This window comes from Candidatus Dechloromonas phosphoritropha (genome assembly GCA_016722705.1).
Taxonomy (GTDB): domain Bacteria; phylum Pseudomonadota; class Gammaproteobacteria; order Burkholderiales; family Rhodocyclaceae; genus Azonexus; species Azonexus phosphoritrophus.
The window spans coordinates 272,899-290,394 of sequence record JADKGN010000004.1 but is presented as its reverse complement, the minus strand read 5'-3'; the positions used below and the strand labels follow the sequence as shown (position 1 = coordinate 290,394).

The 17,496-nt window shown below is 65.3% G+C and carries 11 protein-coding genes; 8 read left to right on the top strand and 3 right to left on the bottom strand.

What is annotated here, in order from left to right; translation table 11 throughout:
- Nucleotides 1-443 precede the first annotated feature (443 nt).
- The 7 genes from IPP03_07030 to IPP03_07000 all read left to right on the top strand — a co-directional run bounded on the left by IPP03_07030 (nucleotide 444) and on the right by IPP03_07000 (nucleotide 13,438).
- A complete protein-coding gene (locus IPP03_07030) occupies nucleotides 444-3,440 on the top strand; it encodes an EAL domain-containing protein (protein MBL0352404.1) in 2,997 nt (998 codons plus the stop codon).
- A 301-nt stretch (nucleotides 3,441-3,741) separates the two neighbouring features.
- Entirely contained in the window at nucleotides 3,742-4,377 is a 636-nt protein-coding gene (locus IPP03_07025) for a lysoplasmalogenase (protein ID MBL0352403.1), read from the top strand.
- Nucleotides 4,378-4,467: 90 nt separating this feature from the next.
- Nucleotides 4,468-5,916, top strand: a complete 1,449-nt coding sequence (locus IPP03_07020) for an NADH-quinone oxidoreductase subunit M (protein ID MBL0352402.1) — start codon at nucleotides 4,468-4,470, stop codon at nucleotides 5,914-5,916.
- A 1-nt stretch (nucleotide 5,917) separates the two neighbouring features.
- Nucleotides 5,918-8,962 (top strand): DUF2309 domain-containing protein, encoded by a 3,045-nt coding sequence (locus IPP03_07015; GenBank protein MBL0352401.1) that lies wholly within the window; start codon nucleotides 5,918-5,920, stop codon nucleotides 8,960-8,962.
- A complete protein-coding gene (locus tag IPP03_07010; GenBank protein MBL0352400.1) occupies nucleotides 8,959-10,485 on the top strand; it encodes a hypothetical protein in 1,527 nt (508 codons plus the stop codon). The genes IPP03_07015 and IPP03_07010 overlap by 4 nt, the downstream gene beginning before the upstream one ends.
- Entirely contained in the window at nucleotides 10,485-11,984 is a 1,500-nt protein-coding gene (locus IPP03_07005; GenBank protein MBL0352399.1) for an NADH-quinone oxidoreductase subunit M, read from the top strand. Before IPP03_07010 ends, IPP03_07005 begins: the two co-directional genes overlap by 1 nt.
- Nucleotides 11,981-13,438, top strand: a complete 1,458-nt coding sequence (locus tag IPP03_07000) for an NADH-quinone oxidoreductase subunit M (GenBank protein MBL0352398.1) — start codon at nucleotides 11,981-11,983, stop codon at nucleotides 13,436-13,438. Before IPP03_07005 ends, IPP03_07000 begins: the two co-directional genes overlap by 4 nt.
- Nucleotides 13,439-13,459: 21 nt before the next feature.
- On the opposite strand, the gene IPP03_06995 is transcribed toward IPP03_07000, so the two are convergent.
- Together IPP03_06995 and IPP03_06990 are read right to left on the bottom strand one after the other, a co-directional pair.
- Nucleotides 13,460-14,578 carry a glutamate--cysteine ligase gene (locus IPP03_06995; GenBank protein MBL0352397.1) on the bottom strand — a complete coding sequence of 373 codons (1,119 nt, stop codon included), beginning with the start codon at nucleotides 14,576-14,578 and terminating at the stop codon, nucleotides 13,460-13,462.
- Between the two features lie 16 nt (nucleotides 14,579-14,594).
- Nucleotides 14,595-15,797, bottom strand: coding sequence for a cation:proton antiporter (locus IPP03_06990; protein ID MBL0352396.1), 1,203 nt, complete (start codon nucleotides 15,795-15,797; stop codon nucleotides 14,595-14,597).
- Nucleotides 15,798-15,887: 90 nt separating this feature from the next.
- Between IPP03_06990 and IPP03_06985 the strand changes: the two genes are divergently transcribed.
- Nucleotides 15,888-16,676 carry a gamma-glutamyl-gamma-aminobutyrate hydrolase family protein gene (locus tag IPP03_06985; GenBank protein ID MBL0352395.1) on the top strand — a complete coding sequence of 263 codons (789 nt, stop codon included), beginning with the start codon at nucleotides 15,888-15,890 and terminating at the stop codon, nucleotides 16,674-16,676.
- A 231-nt stretch (nucleotides 16,677-16,907) separates the two neighbouring features.
- Here the strand turns inward: IPP03_06985 and IPP03_06980 are convergent, their stop codons facing one another.
- On the bottom strand, nucleotides 16,908-17,297 hold the full coding sequence (locus tag IPP03_06980; protein ID MBL0352394.1) for a hypothetical protein: 390 nt from the start codon (nucleotides 17,295-17,297) through the stop codon (nucleotides 16,908-16,910).
- Between the last annotated feature and the right edge of the window lie 199 nt (nucleotides 17,298-17,496).

Genomic DNA, 17,496 nt, shown 5'->3' with positions numbered 1-17,496 from the left:
GGCTGGAAGTTGTTCCACAACGCGTGGGGCACAAGGCTGCCGGCGCGCCCGGCCTGGCGGCGCCGAAAACCAGCCACCGACTCGCCCGATGAGCGGCCGATCGCCGGTCCGCCTGATCGTCTGCTTCTTCCCGGGCGCTCCCCAGCAGTGGCGTTGTCAAGCGGCCACTTCGGGCCGGCATTGTCGTGCGCCGCATCAGTCGTGGCTTGCCATGCCCCGCTGGCGCTCTAATTCTGGACAAGTGTGAAAAAGGCCGCAGTTGATCGGGTCGCCGTCGCGGTACCTTGAGCGTGTAGCAGGAATGGCTGTTGCGAGTCGTGCAAAGCGTGATGTTCGGCAGGTGGCCTCGGAGAACGACGGCAAACTTGACGAGCTTCCAGGTTGTGCAAAATGACTCAGGCGCCAGCGCATGTTCCCTGCACCGAGAAAAAGGTACAAGCGAGATGCAAAACCAGAACCCATCGATTTCCGGCGCCATGATGACGTTATCCCCGACGATCGCTCGCCTTCGCGATCTCGGCGATGCCCTGCTTGGCTCGCTGGCGCTCTATGTCATTCCCCTTGCCGCGGTTGTGCTTGCCGTATGGGCTCTCATCGCCTGGGAACCGGTCTATGAGTTCGGCGAAGTCGATCCTGTCGAATTCAAGGTGCTGCGGGACGACAGCCGGATTTTGTCGGAATCGCAGGTATCGGGATCCCTGGAATCCTTGGCGCGGGCGAGCCAGGTGGAAACGCGGCTGTCGGAAGTACCTTTCTGGATGGCGTTCCAGGTGGGTGCCACGGCTTCGGGAATCGCTCCAGCCATCTTCTTTCCCTCGCGTCATGCAAGGCAGATCGAGTGCTGGAATCCGGCGACGCGCGAGCATCTGGGCGCAGCTGACCGCGATCGGAGCAGCGGTCAACTCAGGCAGGCCCTGGGCGGATTCCGTCTCGATGGGGTCAAGGGCCAGGTGCTGTGCCGGGTGGAGTCGGTCGGTCCGGCGCGCCTGACGATCCAGCGCTGGGATGTGGCCGGTCTCGAAACCGCGCAGCGCAAGTTCGAGCGCAACAGTGGTCTGATCGATGGCAGTGTCGGGATACTGGCCGCCTTTGCCCTGATGGTTGCCTTTGTCTATCGCGACGGATTGATCGTGCTGTTTGCCGCCTGGCTGATCGCCAACATGCGGATGGCGGCACTATCGGCCGGCTGGGATGCCCATTTGCTTGAGCAGTCCATTCCCGCCGACTGGTTGGGGACAGTCCGCAGCGTGACAATCGCGGCCTTCTACACACTGACTGTTGCCGTCTTCATGCGCATGTTCAAGCGTGAGCTGAAGCAGGTCGGGACGTCCTGGGTCCTCGGCTACGCGCACTGGTCGCCGCTTCCGCTTATGACCGCTGCACTGCTGCTGCCCTATCACACGTTCCTCCAGATCATCTGGGTGGCCGCGATTATCGGCATCGCGTTGTTGTGCTTCCTGCTCTACCGGGTAATCAGATTCACGAATTCCTGGATGGCGATGTGGTACGCCGCAGCCCATGCCGTCCTGCTGGGTATCATTCTCTCGTCGAGTGTTTACGAGATAGCGGCGGCCGCTCTGGGCGTCACGACCGCGGCAGGCAGCGTAAACAGCATTACCGCTGCGGTGTTTTCCAGCCTGCTGGTTGCCGTGGCCATCGCCGAGCACATGAAGCGCGAACAGCAGGGACGCCTGGAGGCTCAGGCCGAACTGCAGCATACCTATGACGTGATTCCGGTCGGCTTGTTCACGCTCGATGGCGATGGCAATTTCCTGAAGACCAACCCCGCGCTGGTTACGATGATGGATCGCCATGGAGGAGCGGACGGCTGTGCTTCCTGGGGCGACTGCTTTGCCGAGGGATACTGGCGGACCCTGCAACAGGCACTGAGGACGGCGGGAACGGTTGAAATCGAAGTGTCTGGCAAGCCGCACGCCGACGGTTCGGCGCCCCGATTCCTGGTGAAGGCCGCCGTTGCCCGGGGGCGGATCGAAGGTTCCCTGCAGGACATAACCGAACGCCACGAGGCCACCCAGAAACTCCGCCATCTTGCGGAATTCGATGCCCTCACCAAGGTTCTGAACCGCCGTGGCATCGAGGCGGTCGCCACCGCAGCTCTTGAACGAAGCTCGCCGCAACGGCCGCTGGCCCTGGCATACCTCGACATGGACCGTTTCAAGCTCATCAACGACCTCTTCGGGCACACGGTGGGCGACGATGTCCTCAAGCAGATCTGCGAGCGGGTGGTCGGGTCGATCACGAATCATCGTCTGGGGCGGGTCGGCGGCGATGAGTTTTTGATCGTCATGGAGAACACCACCGTTGCCCAGGGAAGCGTGATCTGCGATAAGATCGTCGACACGGTTTCGGGCCGGAGTTTCGAGTCAGAGGGGAAGGGTTTCAGTGTCGGGGTATCGGTTGGACTGGTGGAATTGCTGGCACCGACGACCCTCAAGGAGGCGATTTCGACGGTGGACCGCGCCTGCCGTCTGGCGAAGACCAAGGGATCGGGCGTTCATGTCTTCGAAGCCGGTTCGCAGGCCCTGCGCGATTACACGCGGGAACTCGGGTTGATCGGGCGTTTTGCCGCGGATCGTCCGCCCGAGGGGCTGTTTCTTGAAATGCAGCCGATTCTTTCGCTGCGCGCGCCGACCGAATCCCTCAATTTCGAGATGCTGCTGCGAATGCGCGAGCCGGACGGCAGCATCGTTCCGGCCGGGCAAATCATCTCTGCCGCCGAAAACAGCGGGCGCATCACGCTGATCGACCGCTGGGTGCTGGCGACGACGCTGGAGTGGCTGGAGCGCAACAAGGAGCGACTGGGCAAGACGCGTTTCGTCAGCATGAACTTGAGCGGCGCTTCGTTGAGCGACGAGGTGTTTGTCCGCGAGGCATTCGAGATGCTCAGCAAGGCACCGGCCGCCCGTGATCGGCTTTGCCTGGAAGTGACCGAAAGCGTCGCGCTGCGCGACACCGGCAGCACCCGCACTTTCCTCGAAAAGGCGCGGCGGCTCGGTATCCGCGTCGCCCTCGATGATTTTGGCGCCGGCTACACCTCGTTCTCCTATTTGCGGGAGTTGCCTGCCGATGCGCTGAAGATCGACGGTTCCTTCGTCCGCGATGCGGCCAGCCATCCGGCGAGTCTGAGCATCATCGAGGCCATCGCCAAGCTGGCCGGCAACTTCGGGATGCAGACGATTGCCGAATGGGCCGAGGACCTGCCGACACTGGAGGCGCTGGCGTTGGCCGGCATCGACCATGTTCAGGGCTATGTGGTCAGCCGGCCGGTGGGGGAGATGGATCTCCTGAAGGCGGATTCCGCGGTCGACCTCATTCGGGACCCGAAAGTGGCGGAATTTGTCCGCGGCTTGAGCGCCATGCCCCAACAAGGCTACCCGGCTTCCGTCGAGCATGATCACCGGACCTGGACGGTTCATTGAGAACAGCGAGGATGACCCGCTGAGCGACAGGTTCGAGGTTCTCCTGGGTGTTCGTCGGCGCCCAACCGGAATTTCTGGGCCGACCTGGCTTCCCGCGTCCCGGGAAACCCGGCGAACCGGCGCCTCGCTTTTGCCGCGCAGGCGGGCATAATCCTGAGGGCCAGGACTGAGATGGTGACCGTGACGGGACGGACGCTGGCCTGTTTGCAATTCCGCGCCTCGTTTCCCGATCGCGGGCAGCCGCGCCGGCGGCGTTTCCCGGGAAGCGCCCGGCAGTCGAGTGTGAGGCGAAAGAATGGGCATGCATGCTCCCATCCTCCTTTGTGCGTTGGCCGTGGCCGGCTTGCTGGTCGCCGAGCACCGGGATTCGCGCGTCGGGCTGTGGCTAACCAAGCCGCTTGCCTCCGCCGCCTTCATCTGGCTCGGCCTGGTCTCGGGCGGGCTTGACTCCGCCTACGGCAATCTGGTGCTGCTCGCTCTCGTATGGTGCCTGCTGGGCGACATCCTGCTTATCCCACGCGACCGACCAAGAGTCTTCCGGGCCGGCGTGTTCGCCTTCCTGCTCGGGCATGTCGCCTACAATGCAGCCTTCCTGAGCAGGCCACTGGCGCCAGAAGGGCTACTGGTCGCTGCCATCGTCCTCGGAGTGGCCCTCCTGGTGGTACTGCGCTGGCTCGGCAAGTCGCTTCCGGCGGATATGGTCGGTCCGGTGCGAACCTACATGCTGGTCATCGGCGTCATGTCGGCGCTCGCGTGCGCGGTCTCGGCTGCCGGAGGTCCCTGGGTGGTGGCGGTCGGGGCGCTCGCCTTCACGGCTTCCGACATTTCAGTGGCTAGCGACCGCTTCGTCAGGCAGCGGTTCATCAACCGCGCCTGGGGCCTGCCGCTCTACTACACGGCGCAGTTGCTGCTCGCGACGACGCCAGCGCTCATTTGATGTGTCAGCCTTTCAGGATGGTCGCAGCCACTGGCATAATCGCATGATGAAAGCTGAGACGGTCACACGGACTGCCGGAGGAGTCGGGACGTGCTGAAGGTGCTGGTGTTGATGCCGCTGCTGGGCGCTGCCGCGGTGGCCGCGCTGCCGGTGCGTCGTGCCTTGCCGCGGTGGCGCGTGGCGATGCTGTTCGCGCTGGCGACCCTCGGCCATGCCTTGTGGCTGGCGGCCGGATTCGATCCGGCGGGGCCGGCGATCCAGTTCTATGAAAGCCGGCCGTGGAATGTCCGGCTCGGTTCCTATTTTGCGCTCGGCATCGACGGCATTGCACTGACCATGGTCTTGCTGTCCGCCTTGCTGACCCTGATCGCCGTGCTCGTCTCGCGGCGCATGGAAAAGGGCGCGCGGCTCTACTTCACACTGGTGCTGCTGCTTGAATCGGCGATGTTGGGGGTGTTCACCGCCCGCGACTGGTCGTTGTTCTATGTCTTCTGGGAAGCCACGCTGCTGCCGCTGTTTTTCCTGATCGACCGTCTCGGCGGCCCCGACCGGCAGCGGGCGGCGCTCAATTTCTTTCTCTACACGCTGGGTGGGTCGGTGTTTATGCTGGTGGCGCTGCTCTTCCTCTATGACGCGGCGCCCAACCACAGCTTCGCCATGGGCGACATGGCCGAGGGCGCGCGCGACCTGCCGCCATCGACGCAACTGCTGATCTTCGCCGGGCTATTCATCGGCTTCGGCGTCAAGATGCCGGTCTTTCCATTACATGGCTGGCTGCCGCTGGCGCATGTCGAGGCGCCGAGTCCGGTGTCGATCCTGCTTTCCGGTGTCTTGCTCAAGATGGGTGCCTACGGCCTCATTCGCGCCGCCGAAACGCTGCCTGCCGCACTGCTGGCGACGCAGGACTGGCTTGCGGCGCTGGCGCTGGTCAGCCTGCTCTACGGCGCTGTCCTTGCCTGGCGGCAGCAGGATCTGAAGGCGATGGTCGCCTACTCGTCGATCTCGCACATGGGCGTCGTCCTGCTCGGCATCGCCACGCTCAATGTCACCGGGCTGACCGGCGCGGTGATGCAGATGGTGGCGCACGGCCTGACTGCGGCAACTCTGTTCCTGGTTGTCGGCCTGCTCTACCAGCGAACGCACAGCCGCGATCTCGCGGATTACGGCTGCCTGCTCGGGCGCGCCCCGCGCTTCGCCTTCTTCACTGCGTTTGCGCTGCTCGCCGCGATCGGCCTGCCCGGCAGCGCCGGCTTCATCGCCGAACTGCATGCACTGGTCGGCGGCTTCGCGCGCTGGGGTGGCTGGGTGCTCATTGTCTGTGTCGGCATGCTGGTCGGCGCCGCCTACGGCCTGCGCGTGATCGGTCGCCTGTGCATGAGGGGGCTGCCGGCGCAGGACATTGCAGACATGACGCGGACCGAGACGGTCGCCGCGGCGATTCTCGGGCTCGCCATCGTCACCCTCGGCGTCTGGCCGGCGCCCTTGCTCGATCTCGTGGCGGGCAGCGTCGGCCGCGTCGGCCGGTTGTTCGGAAGCTGACATGGGCGACGATGCCATGCTTCCATTGCGCGAGCGCCTGAGCCGCTGGATCGAGCACCTGGCGCACGTCCTGCCGGCGCAGGCGCCGATTCGCGATTTCGTCCATCACAACACCCTACACGGCTTCCAGCACCTGGCGTTCACCGACGCGCTGGCGGCTGCACAGCGCCTGACCGGTGCAGCGGTTTACCTGCCCGAGGCGCGCTTCCGCGAATTGCTGGCAGAGGGGCGGATCACGCTCGACGACCTCGATGCGGCACTGACCGACGCCGGCCTGACCGATCTCGACCTGCCGGTTTGGCGGGTCATCACCCGGCGCGATGTGCTGCTCGCCACCTTGCGCCTGGCGCCGGACGATCCAGGCCGGTTCCGCCAGGACTGGGAGGCACGCGAGCATCCGCAGCCGAAAAGCTTCATTTTTGCCCGTTTTTCGCCGTCGACCGTAGCAGTTGGCGGCGAGCCGACGGCCGACTGGCGGGACGCGGCGACGCGGCATTGGTCGGCGCTGTGCGCGCGAGTCGGGCGCGAGTGGACGCGGCGCGGCCTACTCGAACATCTGACCGGGGAGGATGTGCTCGAACGCGTACGTACCGTCCTGCAGCGCCATCTTGCTGCCCACCTTGACCTTGGCCTTGCCGCCTGGCGCAACCCGCAGCGCGAGCGCGGCTTTTGGGCGGCCTGGCGCGCCTGTGCCGGCGTCGATATGGTGTGGGAACTCGACGACCTGCCGAACGTGCGCGATGAACTCACTTGGCTGCCCGACGATCCGGTCGACGTGCTGGCGGAGGAACTGCCGCGGGTGATCGCCGATGAAGCCCTGTGGCCCGGTTACCTCGAACGGCTGGCGCTGGAGATACCGGGCTGGTCGGGGATGTTCCTGTGGCGCGCGCGCAATCCCGGCCGCGGTGACGGCACGCCAGTGGCCATGGTCGATTACCTTGCCATCCGCGTCCTGCTCGAGCGACTGCTGTGCGATGACCTGACGCGGCGGCTCACCGGTTCGCCGCTGACCTTGAGCGAATTGCACGCCTGGTTTGCCGCGCGTCCGGCCGAGTTTTTCGTCCGTGATGCCTTGCGTAGCCAGGCTCTGGGCGAGGATCACCAGAACCGGGCGGCACGCCTGTGCCGCATCGATCTCGTCGGGGCGAGCGCTGACGCGGAGTGGGAGGCGCTGGCCGACGAGATCGCCGCCTCCGGCGAGTCGCGCGCGGCTGCCGCGCGGGTAGCCGCAGCCCGCCTCGAGGCCCTCCTTGCGCTGCTCGGGCTTGCCGCCCGCGATGTTGACGGGCTGACGGCGGAGGATGCGCGGGCTCTGCTCGGCTGCGCCGCCAGCCTTGAGTCGCTGGAGCGCGGCCACGTCTGGCTGCTCGCCTATGAGCGGCACTACCGCGAGCAGATTTTCGCGGCGCTGGCCGCCAACCAGCCCCACCGCAAGCCGGTCACCGCGCCGACGGCGCAGGTCATCTTCTGCATGGACGACCGCGAGGAGGGCACGCGCCGCCATCTCGAAGAGGTCGCCCCGGCCATTGCCACCTTCGGCGCTGTCGGTTTCTTCGGCGTCGCCATGCTCTGGCAAGGCGTCGACGACTCGGCTCCCAGCGCACTGTGCCCGGTCGTTGTGGAGCCGGTGCATGCCGTAGGCGAAACCGTCGTCCCCGGTGGCGAGGAGGCGCTCGCACACCGTGCTGGACGCCGCCGACGCCGACTGAAATGGCGCGAGCAGTTCATTCAGGGCACGCGCCGCAGCCCGCTGGCTGGCCTGCTGCTGACCGCGCTTGCAGCGCCGCCGGCGCTGGTGGCGCTGGTTGCCGGCACGTTGGCGCCCGGCTGGTTCGGCCAGGCGTTGGGACACTGGTGCGAGCAGTTCGATGGCCGCGTTCACACCCGCCTGCGACTGACGGCGGCGAGTGCCGATCCGCAGGCGACTCCGGCCAATCCACAGGCGGGATTCACCGACGACGAGCAGGCGCTATGCGTCGGGAACTTCCTGTACATGATTGGGCTCGCCGCTGACTTCGCGCCGCTGGTACTGGTGCTCGGCCATGGCTCCGGAAGCCGCAACAATCCGCATCTCTCGGCCTACGACTGCGGCGCCTGCTCAGGCCGTCACGGCGGCCCGAATGCCCGTGTCCTGGCGGCAATGGCCAACCGGCCCGAGGTGCGTGCGCGGCTTGGCGAGCGCGGGTTGCACATCCCGCTGGCGACATGGTTCGTCGCCGCCGAGCACAACACTTGCGACGACGGTATCGAATGGTATGACCTCGACCTGCTGCCGGGCGCCCGCCAGGCGGACCTCGATTGCCTGGTCGGACAACTGGCGGAAGCCTGTCGCGCCCATGCCGTCGAGCGCTGCCGCCGCCTCGCCTCGGCGCCGCCGCGCGTGTCTCCCTGGCGGGCCAGCCAGCATGTGGTCGGGCGCGGCCACGATATCTCGCAGGCACGGCCGGAACTGGGTCATGCGACCAACGCGGCGGCCTTCATCGGCCGCCGTGAGATGAGCCGTGGGCTCTTCCTCGACCGTCGCGTCTTCCTCATCTCCTACGATCCGATCGCTGACGACGACGGACGGATCGTCGAGGATATCCTGCTGGCCGCCGGGCCGGTCGGTGCCGGGATCAGCCTCGAATACTATTTCTCGACCGTGGACAATGAGCGCTTCGGCTGCTCCTCCAAGGTGACGCACAACATCGCCGGGCTGTTCGGCGTCATGGAGGGCGCCGATTCCGACCTGCGTACCGGCCTGCCGTGGCAGATGGTCGAGATCCATGAAGCGATGCGCCTGCTGGTGGTCGTCGAGCAGACGCCAGAGATGCTGTCGGCGATCGTCGCGCGGCAGCCGGCGCTGCAGGAACTCATCGGCAACGCCTGGATCGTTTTGGCCGCAGAGGATCCGTCGACCGCGGCAATTCAGGTTTATTGCCCGCGCCGCGGCTGGCTGCCGTGGTCGGGCGGGGCGGTCCTGCCGCGGGTCGAGCGTTCCGCCGACTGGTTCACAGGGCGGCACGAGGCGCTGCCGCCGGCGCTGATCCGGGGATCTGCGGCATGAATGCGGCACTGCACCTGCTGCCTGATCTGGTCTGGCTGGTGCCGGCATTGCCGCTGCTGGCTCTCGTGGCCGTCGGGCTGCGCGTGCTGTTCGGGTGCGCGCGTGGCGACGGCGCCGAGGCGCTGACTGCTCAACTCTGCGCGCTGGCCGCACTCGCCGGCCTGCTGCTGCTGCTCGGCATCGATCTCGTGGCATTGCGCGACGGCGCGCCCGACCATCGCGTCCTCGGCACATGGTTCGCCAGCGGCAACTGGCGGGGCACCATTTCCTTCCTGCTCGATCCTCTGTCGCTGTCCGTATCGACGGTAGCGGCGCTGATCGGCTGGCTGACGCTGCGGTTTTCGGCCAACTACCTGCACCGCGAAGCCGGCTTCCATCGCTTCTTCATCGTCCTCAGCCTGTTCCTCGCCGGCATCCAGCTCGTCTTTCTCGCCGGCAACGGCCTGCTCGCCTTCGTCGGTTGGGAAATGTGCGGTATTGCCTCCTTCCTGCTGATCGGCTATTCCTGGCAGCGTCCGGTGGCGACCGACAATGCCCTTTTCGCCTTCGTGGCCAATCGCGGCGGCGATGTCGGGTTCCTCCTCGGCCTCGGCTTTGCCGCCGCCTGGCTCGGCAGTTTCGAGTGGCCGGTCTTGGCCGGCACCGCGGAACTGACGAAGGTGACAGCGCGCCTGCTGGTCTGCGGCTTCGTCGTCGCGGCTCTCGCCAAGTCGGCGCAGCTGCCATTCACGCCGTGGATCGCGCGGGCACTCGAGGGGCCGACGCCGTCGTCGGCAATCTTCTATGGCGCGGTCATGATTCATGCCGGCGTCTATCTGCTGCTGCGGCTATCGCCGCTGCTCGCGCAGGTACCGGACGTGATGGTGGGGCTGGTCGTCGCTGGCGCCGCGACGGCTCTCTATGCCTGGCTGTGCGGGCTGGTACAGACCGACGTCAAGTCGGCGCTGATCTTTGCGACGGTCTTTCAGGTGGCGCTGATGTTCGTCGCCATCGGCCTCGGATGGACGACGCTGGCCACCGTTCACCTGTGCCTGCATGCGGCGTGGCGCGCCTGGCAGTTCCTGTTCGCTCCGTCCTGGCTGGCGCTGACGCAGGGGCGCCCGAAGCCGGCGCCGATCTGGCTGCGCCGCTGGCAATGGCTGTATGCGGCAGCTGTCGAGCGCTTCTGGCTCGACCGGCTGGGTTTCACGCTGCTGGTGAAGCCGACCGGGTCGTTTGCCCAGGACATTCGTGGGCTCGAAGAGCATTTCATCGATCGCGCGCTGGGCGAGCCGGGTCGTGGTAAGCCGCTCGCCCCCGAGCATCCGCTGATCGTCGGCGACGGCCTCGCCGGGCGGGCGCTGGCCAGCCTTGCCGAACGCCTGCAGCGACTGGAGACGCACCTTTCGCTGAGCGGTCGCGGCGGGGTGGCGGAACGGCTGCTGCGGCGGACCAGCGGCTATCTGCGGGTCGTGGAAAACCTGCTCGAGCAGCCGCGCTACCTGATGATGGCGGTCATGGTGACCTTCGTGGTGATCCTCTGATGGGTGGCTTCAGCGAAATCCTCGGGGCCGAGCAGGGTGGCCCGCCGCTGCTGGCAATCCTGCAACTGCTGCCGCTGTGCGGCGCCACCGTCGCCTTCGCCTTCAAGGAAAGGGCAACGGCGGTTGTCGCCGGCAAGGCTTTCGCCCTGGCCGAACTGCTGCTGTGTATCGTCGTCGCCAGCCGGATCAATCCGGCGTCGGCGACGCTGCAACTGGCGGAGCGTTTCGAACCGCTCGCCTATCATGTCGCGGTCGATGGAATGAGCATCGTCTTTTTGCTGGTTGCGGCCCTGCTGACCGTGCTGATGACCTTCTACGGGATGAGTCGCGGCATGATTTCGCCGGGCCGCCTGTTCGCCGTGCTGCTGGTCGCCGAGGCGGGGTTGGTTGGCATGCTGGTGACGCTGAATGTCGCCTGGTTCGCGCTATTTTCGGCGCTCGAACTGTGGGCGGTGATCTATCTCCTGCGGCGCTGGGCTTCGTCACGCGCCGAGACGCAGGCGTTGGCCCGCTTCGTCCAGTATCAGAGCTTCGGCCTGGCGCTGTTCGTCGCCGGCTGCCTGGTGCTCGGCTGGGGCCACGCCGATGCCAGTGGCGGACGCTGGAGCTTCGACCTCTTTGACCTCGCGGGCACCGTGCTGGCCGACCGTTTCCAGACGGTGGCTTTCTTCCTCCTGTTCTACGGACTGGCGGTGCGCACGCCGCTCTTCCCGCTGCACGGCTGGCTGCCCAACATGGCGCAGCACGGCCTGATCGCCGTCGCCCCGGCGCTGATGGTCGGTACCAAGGTCGGCATCTACGGCATGCTGCGTTTCGTGCTGCCGCTAACGCCAGCCGCCGTTCTCCACTGGCAGCCCTACGTCATCGGCTTCGCCATGGCCGGTGTCTTCTTCACCGCCGCACTGGCCTTCCAGCAGACCAATCTCCGCCGCTTGCTGGGGTTCGCCGTGGTCAGCCATACCAGCCTGCTGGTGATCGGCGTCTTCAGTCTGCACGAGGCGGGGATTCAGGGCGCCGTGCTGCTCGCCGCCAACTTCGGCCTGGCGGTGAGCGGCATGTGGTTCATCGTCGGCTTCGTCTTCCGCCGCACCGGCACTACCGAACTCGACGAACTCTCCGGCCTGTTCGAGCGCATTCCCTTCCTCGCCATCGCCTTCCTCATTTTCGGCCTGGCTATCGTCGGCATGCCGGGAACCCCCGGTTTCGACGCCGCCCACCTGATTCTGGAGGCAGCCATCGACTCCTTTGGCGCCCTGTCGACGGTGGCGGCGGCGCTCGGCAACGTCGCGGCGGCCGGATTCCTGCTGTGGGCCTTTCAGCGCGCCTTTTTGAGCCAGCGAAAACAGGGTTCCCCCGACGTCGACCGCACCACGCCCATGGAATATCTGGTGTGCGGCATCGCGCTGCTGGCGATGCTGACCATCGGCTTCTTCACCGAACCCTGGTTGCATCTTACCGAGGCCGCCAGTCAGGGTCTGGCGGCGCGTTTCGTACGATGAACGGATACCTGCTTTCTCTCCTTGTTTTCCTGCCGCTGCTCGGCGCCGTGCTGATCTGGCTGCTCCCGGACCGCGCGGCGCGTGGCCTGACGGCGCTGGTCATGCTGGCGACGCTGGCTGCCGCCAGTGCCGTGCTTGTCGCCTTCGACCCGGGTGGCGCGCGCTTCCAGTTGCTCGAGCGCGAGCTTTGGGTGTCGAGCCTCAACGTGCATTATCAGTTGGGGGTCGACGGCCTGTCCGTGCTGTTCCTGCCGGCAACGGCGCTGCTATTCCTCGGCAGCCTGGTGGCTTGCTGGAATGCCGTGCACGACGCGCCGCGCCTGCACTACTGCCTGCTGCTGCTGTTGCAGTGCGCGACGCTGGGGATCTTCTGCGCGCTCGACACGCTGCTCTTCTTTTTCTTCTGGGAACTGACCCTGCCGCCGAGCTACTTCCTGCTCGCCCGCTGGGGTGTGACGGCCGGCAGTCCTCGCGTGGCGGCGCGCTATTTCATGATCATGCTGGCCGGCGGCGTGCCGCTGCTGCTCGCCTTCGTAATGCTCGCCGCCAGCCAGTCGGTGCCGACCTTCGACCTGCTGGCGTTGCTGGCGGTGCCCTTGCCATATTCGATGCAAATGATTTTCTTCCTGCTCTGCCTGATCGGCTTTGGCGTGAAGGTGCCGCTGGTTCCGCTGCACACCTGGCTGCCGCGGTTCGCGCTGGCGGCGCCGGGTTCGCTGACCGCGCTGCTTGTCGGGCTCAAGGTCGGGGCCTACGGACTGGTGCGCCTGGCCATTCCGCTGGCACCCGCTGCGGCGCAGGATATGTACTGGCTGCTCGCGGGCCTCGGCACCCTGACCCTGATCTACGGCGCGGTGGGCATCCTGGCGCAGACCAACCTGCGGGTCGGGCTGGCCTATGCGAGCATCTGCCACGTCGGGCTGGCCGTGCTCGGCCTGGCCACATTCACGGCGCAGGGGGTGCAAGGGGCGGTGTCGCTGCTGCTGAGCTTTTCGGTGGCCACCGGCGGCGCTTTCATGCTCCTCGAGTTCCTGCGCCAACGCACGGGGTCGACCGACATCAACAGTCTCGGCGGGGCTGCCCTGACGATGCCGCTGCTCGCCAGCGGCGTCCTGATCTGCGGCCTGGCCGGCGTCGGCATGCCTGGCACCAGCAGCTTTCCCGGTGAATTCATGGTGATCCTCGCCGCCCTCGAGAGCCATGCGGGCACCGGAATGGCTGCGCTGTTCGGGCTGGCCATCGCCGCCGCCGGATTCCTGTCGCTCTACCGAAAGGCGTTCCTCGGCCGGGCAACCCGTCGCGAGGTGCTGGAAGCCGAAGACCTGCGGCCACGGGAATGGGCGGTGCTGGTGATCCTGATCACCCTGGTTGTGACCATCGGCCTTTATCCCGGGCCGTGGCTCGAGATCGTCCGGCCGGCGGCGGAGGCGTGGGCCGCCGGGGTGGTGCGCTGAGGGCGGGCAAGAAAATGCCCTTCAGGTCAGGCGTCCGGCCCAGCGTTCGCTCCCCTGGCGGACGACCTCTTCCAGCGCGCCTTCGCGTACGAAGCTGTCGCGAACCTCGCTTGCTCCATTGCGCCGCTGCAAGACCTCGGTGCGCAGCAAGTTCAATGCTTCGGTTGAACCGAGATCGTAGGCATGCACCTCGATGATGGCCATCGTGCGCAGGATATCGTCGCGGATGATGCGTTGTTCGGCGCTGCCGGGCACCACCAGCGTACCGTCATAGCCGAAGCGGCAGGCCTGGAAACGGTTGAAGGTATAGACCAGGTAATCGTCCTCGCGCGGCTCGATCGGCTTTTCCTCGAGCAGATAGCGCGCCAGCGCCTGGGCATAAGCGGCGATCTGTGCAGCCCGGTCCACGGTCAGCGGCGTATCCATCACACGCAGTTCGATGGTGCCGAATTCGGGCTTGGGACGGATGTCCCAATAGAAGTCCTTCATGTTCTCGACGACGCCGGTGGCGATCATCTTGCGGTAATAGGCGGAGAAGTCGTCCCAGTTCAACACGAAGGGCGCGCGTCCGCTGAGCGGGAAGGCAAAGACCGAATTGAGTCGCGCCGACTGGAAACCGGTGTCGAAGCCCTGCACGAAGGGCGAGGCGGCGGACAGGGCGATAAGGTGCGGTATGTAGCGACTAAAGGCGTGCAGCAGCCACAACGCCTGGTCCGGGCAGGCGCATCCGATATGGACATGCTGGCCGAAGACGGTGAACTGCTTGGCCAGATAGCCATAAAGCTGCGAAAGGTGGTGGAAGCGCGGGGCGTCGAAGATGGCTTGCTGTCCCCAGTGCTGAAAGGGATGGGTACCGCCCCCGGAAAGCAGGATGCCGAGGCGGTCCGCCTGATGTACCAGGGTCTTTCGGATGTCGAGCAACTGGGCCAGCGCATCGTTGTAGTCCTGGCAGATATCGGTCGAAAGCTCAATCATCGAATCGGTCATTTCCGGTTTGATCTCACCCGGATACCGACGGCCGGCCATTTCGCGCAACAGGTCCGGGGCCGAGCCGATCAGGTTGTAATCTTGACTGCCGACGATCTGCAGCTCGAGTTCCACACCCAGGGTCAACGGCGCGGAATGCGAGAAATCCGGCAGTTCGTTCTCGATTTCTTCAGTCACGACGCTCTCCGCTCCACTTGAGGCACAATGCCACGATCACCGGGCCGGCCAGTTCCATGATCGCCGCCGCACTCATCGCGACTGGGACCATGGTGCCCTGCAACTGCGGGTAGATGCGCCCGATGTCGGCGGCAGCTACCATCACCGGCCCGGCCGCCGGGGAAAGCGCGAGGCCCAGCAACAGGCCCTGGCGCCAACTGATGCCCGCGGGCCGCGCCAGCAGCAGGATGCCGCACAGCTTTGCCAGACTGCGTGCACCGATCAGGACGAGGGCCAGGACGCCACCGGTCAACAGGTGTTCGATCTTGATCTGCGCGCCGACCACGAGAAAAAGCATAACCACCAGCACGCCGCCGACGGAGCCGAAGTGTCGCGGGAACACCCAGGCCCGGGGTGTGCTATTGCGCAGGACGATGCCGGCGAACAACATGCACAGAGTCACGGGCAGGTGCAGGGCTTCGATCAGGCCGATGGTCATCAGCACGAGGCCGAGCAGAACGGTGGAGGCATACTCGTCGCGCAAGCGCAGCCAGCGATCCAGTCTGCTGACCGCCTCGGCCAGCAGCATGCCGACGAGCAGCCCTCCGCCGAGCAGATACAGCGGATGGGTGATCGCCAGCACCCAGTCGTCCCTGTAGCGCTGGTGCAGCACACCCAATGCCAGGTGCACGGTGACGACGGCGTAGATGGTGTTGAGCGCCGTCAGGATCAGCAGACGGGTGCTGACCTGACCCTGCGCATTACTCTCGGCAACCACGCGCATGATGACGGCGGGTGACGTGGCCATCCCGATCGCCGCGAGCAGCGCGGCTGGTTCGGCAGCCAGGCCGAGATGCCGGCTGACCAGAAACACCGCGCCGAAGGCAGCCAGCGATTCACAGAGGCTGGTCACCAGGAGCCAGCGGTTATTCCGCAACCAGCGCAGATCGACACGACTCCCAAGCTCGAAGAGCAGGATGGCGAGGGCCACGTCGAGACCACGGTGCAGCCATTCGCTGTGCGCGGCGACCAAGGGTGCGCCCGCCAGAGCCGAGACGACCATGCCGACGATCGGGTAGGCCGTGATTCTGGGCAGGCCGAGATGATGACGTACCCATTCGCCGGCCAGCGCGGCCCCGAAAACCGCCAGCGCGACCCACAGCAAGGGGCCGAAAGCGAGTGGCCAGTCTGGGAGGAAAAAGACGGAAGGTTTCATTATGGGTATGTTTAGGGTTGTCGGGCACTAACGAGAGTAAGACAATGAGGCTCTCGGCAAATTATGCCCCGTCGGGCCAAGGAGTTCACCATGAAACTGAAACGTACCCTCACGATTGGTTTGTCGGCTCGGTTGCTGCACCCGCGAGCGGGCGGCAAGGGTCTCGACAGCAAGACACTGCAATACCTCGAGCAGTCGGTGGCGCAATGGATCATGGCGCGGGACGTGCTGGTATTCATGATTCCCTCCATTACACGTGATGGTATTCTTGACCGTAGCGTAATGCGATTGAGTGATTACGCCAAGAATATTGACGGACTAGTCCTGCAAGGCGGCGCCGATATCAATCCGGCGACCTACGGCGAGACGGAGATGCGCCCTGAATGGGCAGGCGACCGGACGCGCGACATGTACGAGATGGAATTGTTGCACGAGTTCCTCGAGTGTGGGAAGCCGGTCCTCGGCATCTGCCGCGGTGCCCAATTGATCAATGTGGCCATGGGCGGCGCCCTTTATCAGGACATTGCGTCGCAACTTCCCGGATCTGCCGAGCATCTCGCGGAGGCTTATGACCGCCATGCGCATGGCATCATCCTTGAAAAAGGGGGGCTGCTGGAAAAGCGGCTGGGAAATCCCGCTCATTGCCAGGTCATTTCGATCCACCATCAGGGTATCCGCACCCTCGGACGCGATCTCGTCGTCGAAGCGCGAGCGGAAGGCGACGGGATGATCGAGGCGATTCGCGGCACGGGCCGGAATTTCCTGCTCGGCCTGCAATGGCATCCGGAATTCCGGCGACCGGGCGACGAAGACATTCTCGATTGCCTGCCCCTGCTCGAAGCCTTTCTCGACGCCGCCCGCAGCCGTCGCTGGCTGTAGTGTATTGGCCAGGCGGCGGGGCTTTGACTGCCGTCCATGACGTTGCCGCGCTGAACGCTGAAGGCAAGCGCGAAGGCTGCGGGGATGACTTGGTGAGCGGTCGTGGCCTCAATCGGCGTGCTGAATTTCCAGGCCCGACAGCGCTTGCGCCTTGGCCGATCGGATTCGCAGGTAGTGGATACCGCTGCGGTCGACCTCGAAAACAAAGGCAATTTGCTTTCTTCCGGGGCATTACAACGGAAAGTCCGTGATGTCGAAGCGGGCGGATATGATCTGCGCGACTCCCTCCAGTGGCCCAGCCGAGTACAGAGTTGCCAGAGAGCGGCCAGCGGGCAGGTGCCCGAGGGGGATGAACCAGGCGTTTTCCTTCGCGTTGTGCAGCATCGCCAAAGCTCCTGAATCCCAACGACCATCTTTCGGTATTTCGATTGCCATGGGGTAGTAGGCGCAGGTTTGCTTGGTGTGCGTGAGCAACTGGGCGAGGTCGCGCCAGATATCCGGAGGAACGCCGCCAGCATGGCGCCGGATATGATTTTCGGTGGTCTCGATGCCGGAATCGAAACTCAGGCGCCCGCTGAATTCGCCCTCGTGGCACGTGGCGCAAAGCGTGTTGAAGCGCACAACGGTATCCAAAGAGATGTGTCGGCAGCCTGGGCAGAAAGCAGCCAGAGCAGGGGCAGCAACAGAAGCAGCAGGGTCATGTCACATTTTCCTCCGGGTGGCCGCAATGGGTGATCGATTCTCCGTTGTGCAATGCATCAACGATGCTGTGCTACAAATCCTGTTCTGCCCGGCCGCCTCTATTCGGCCAAGAGCGGCC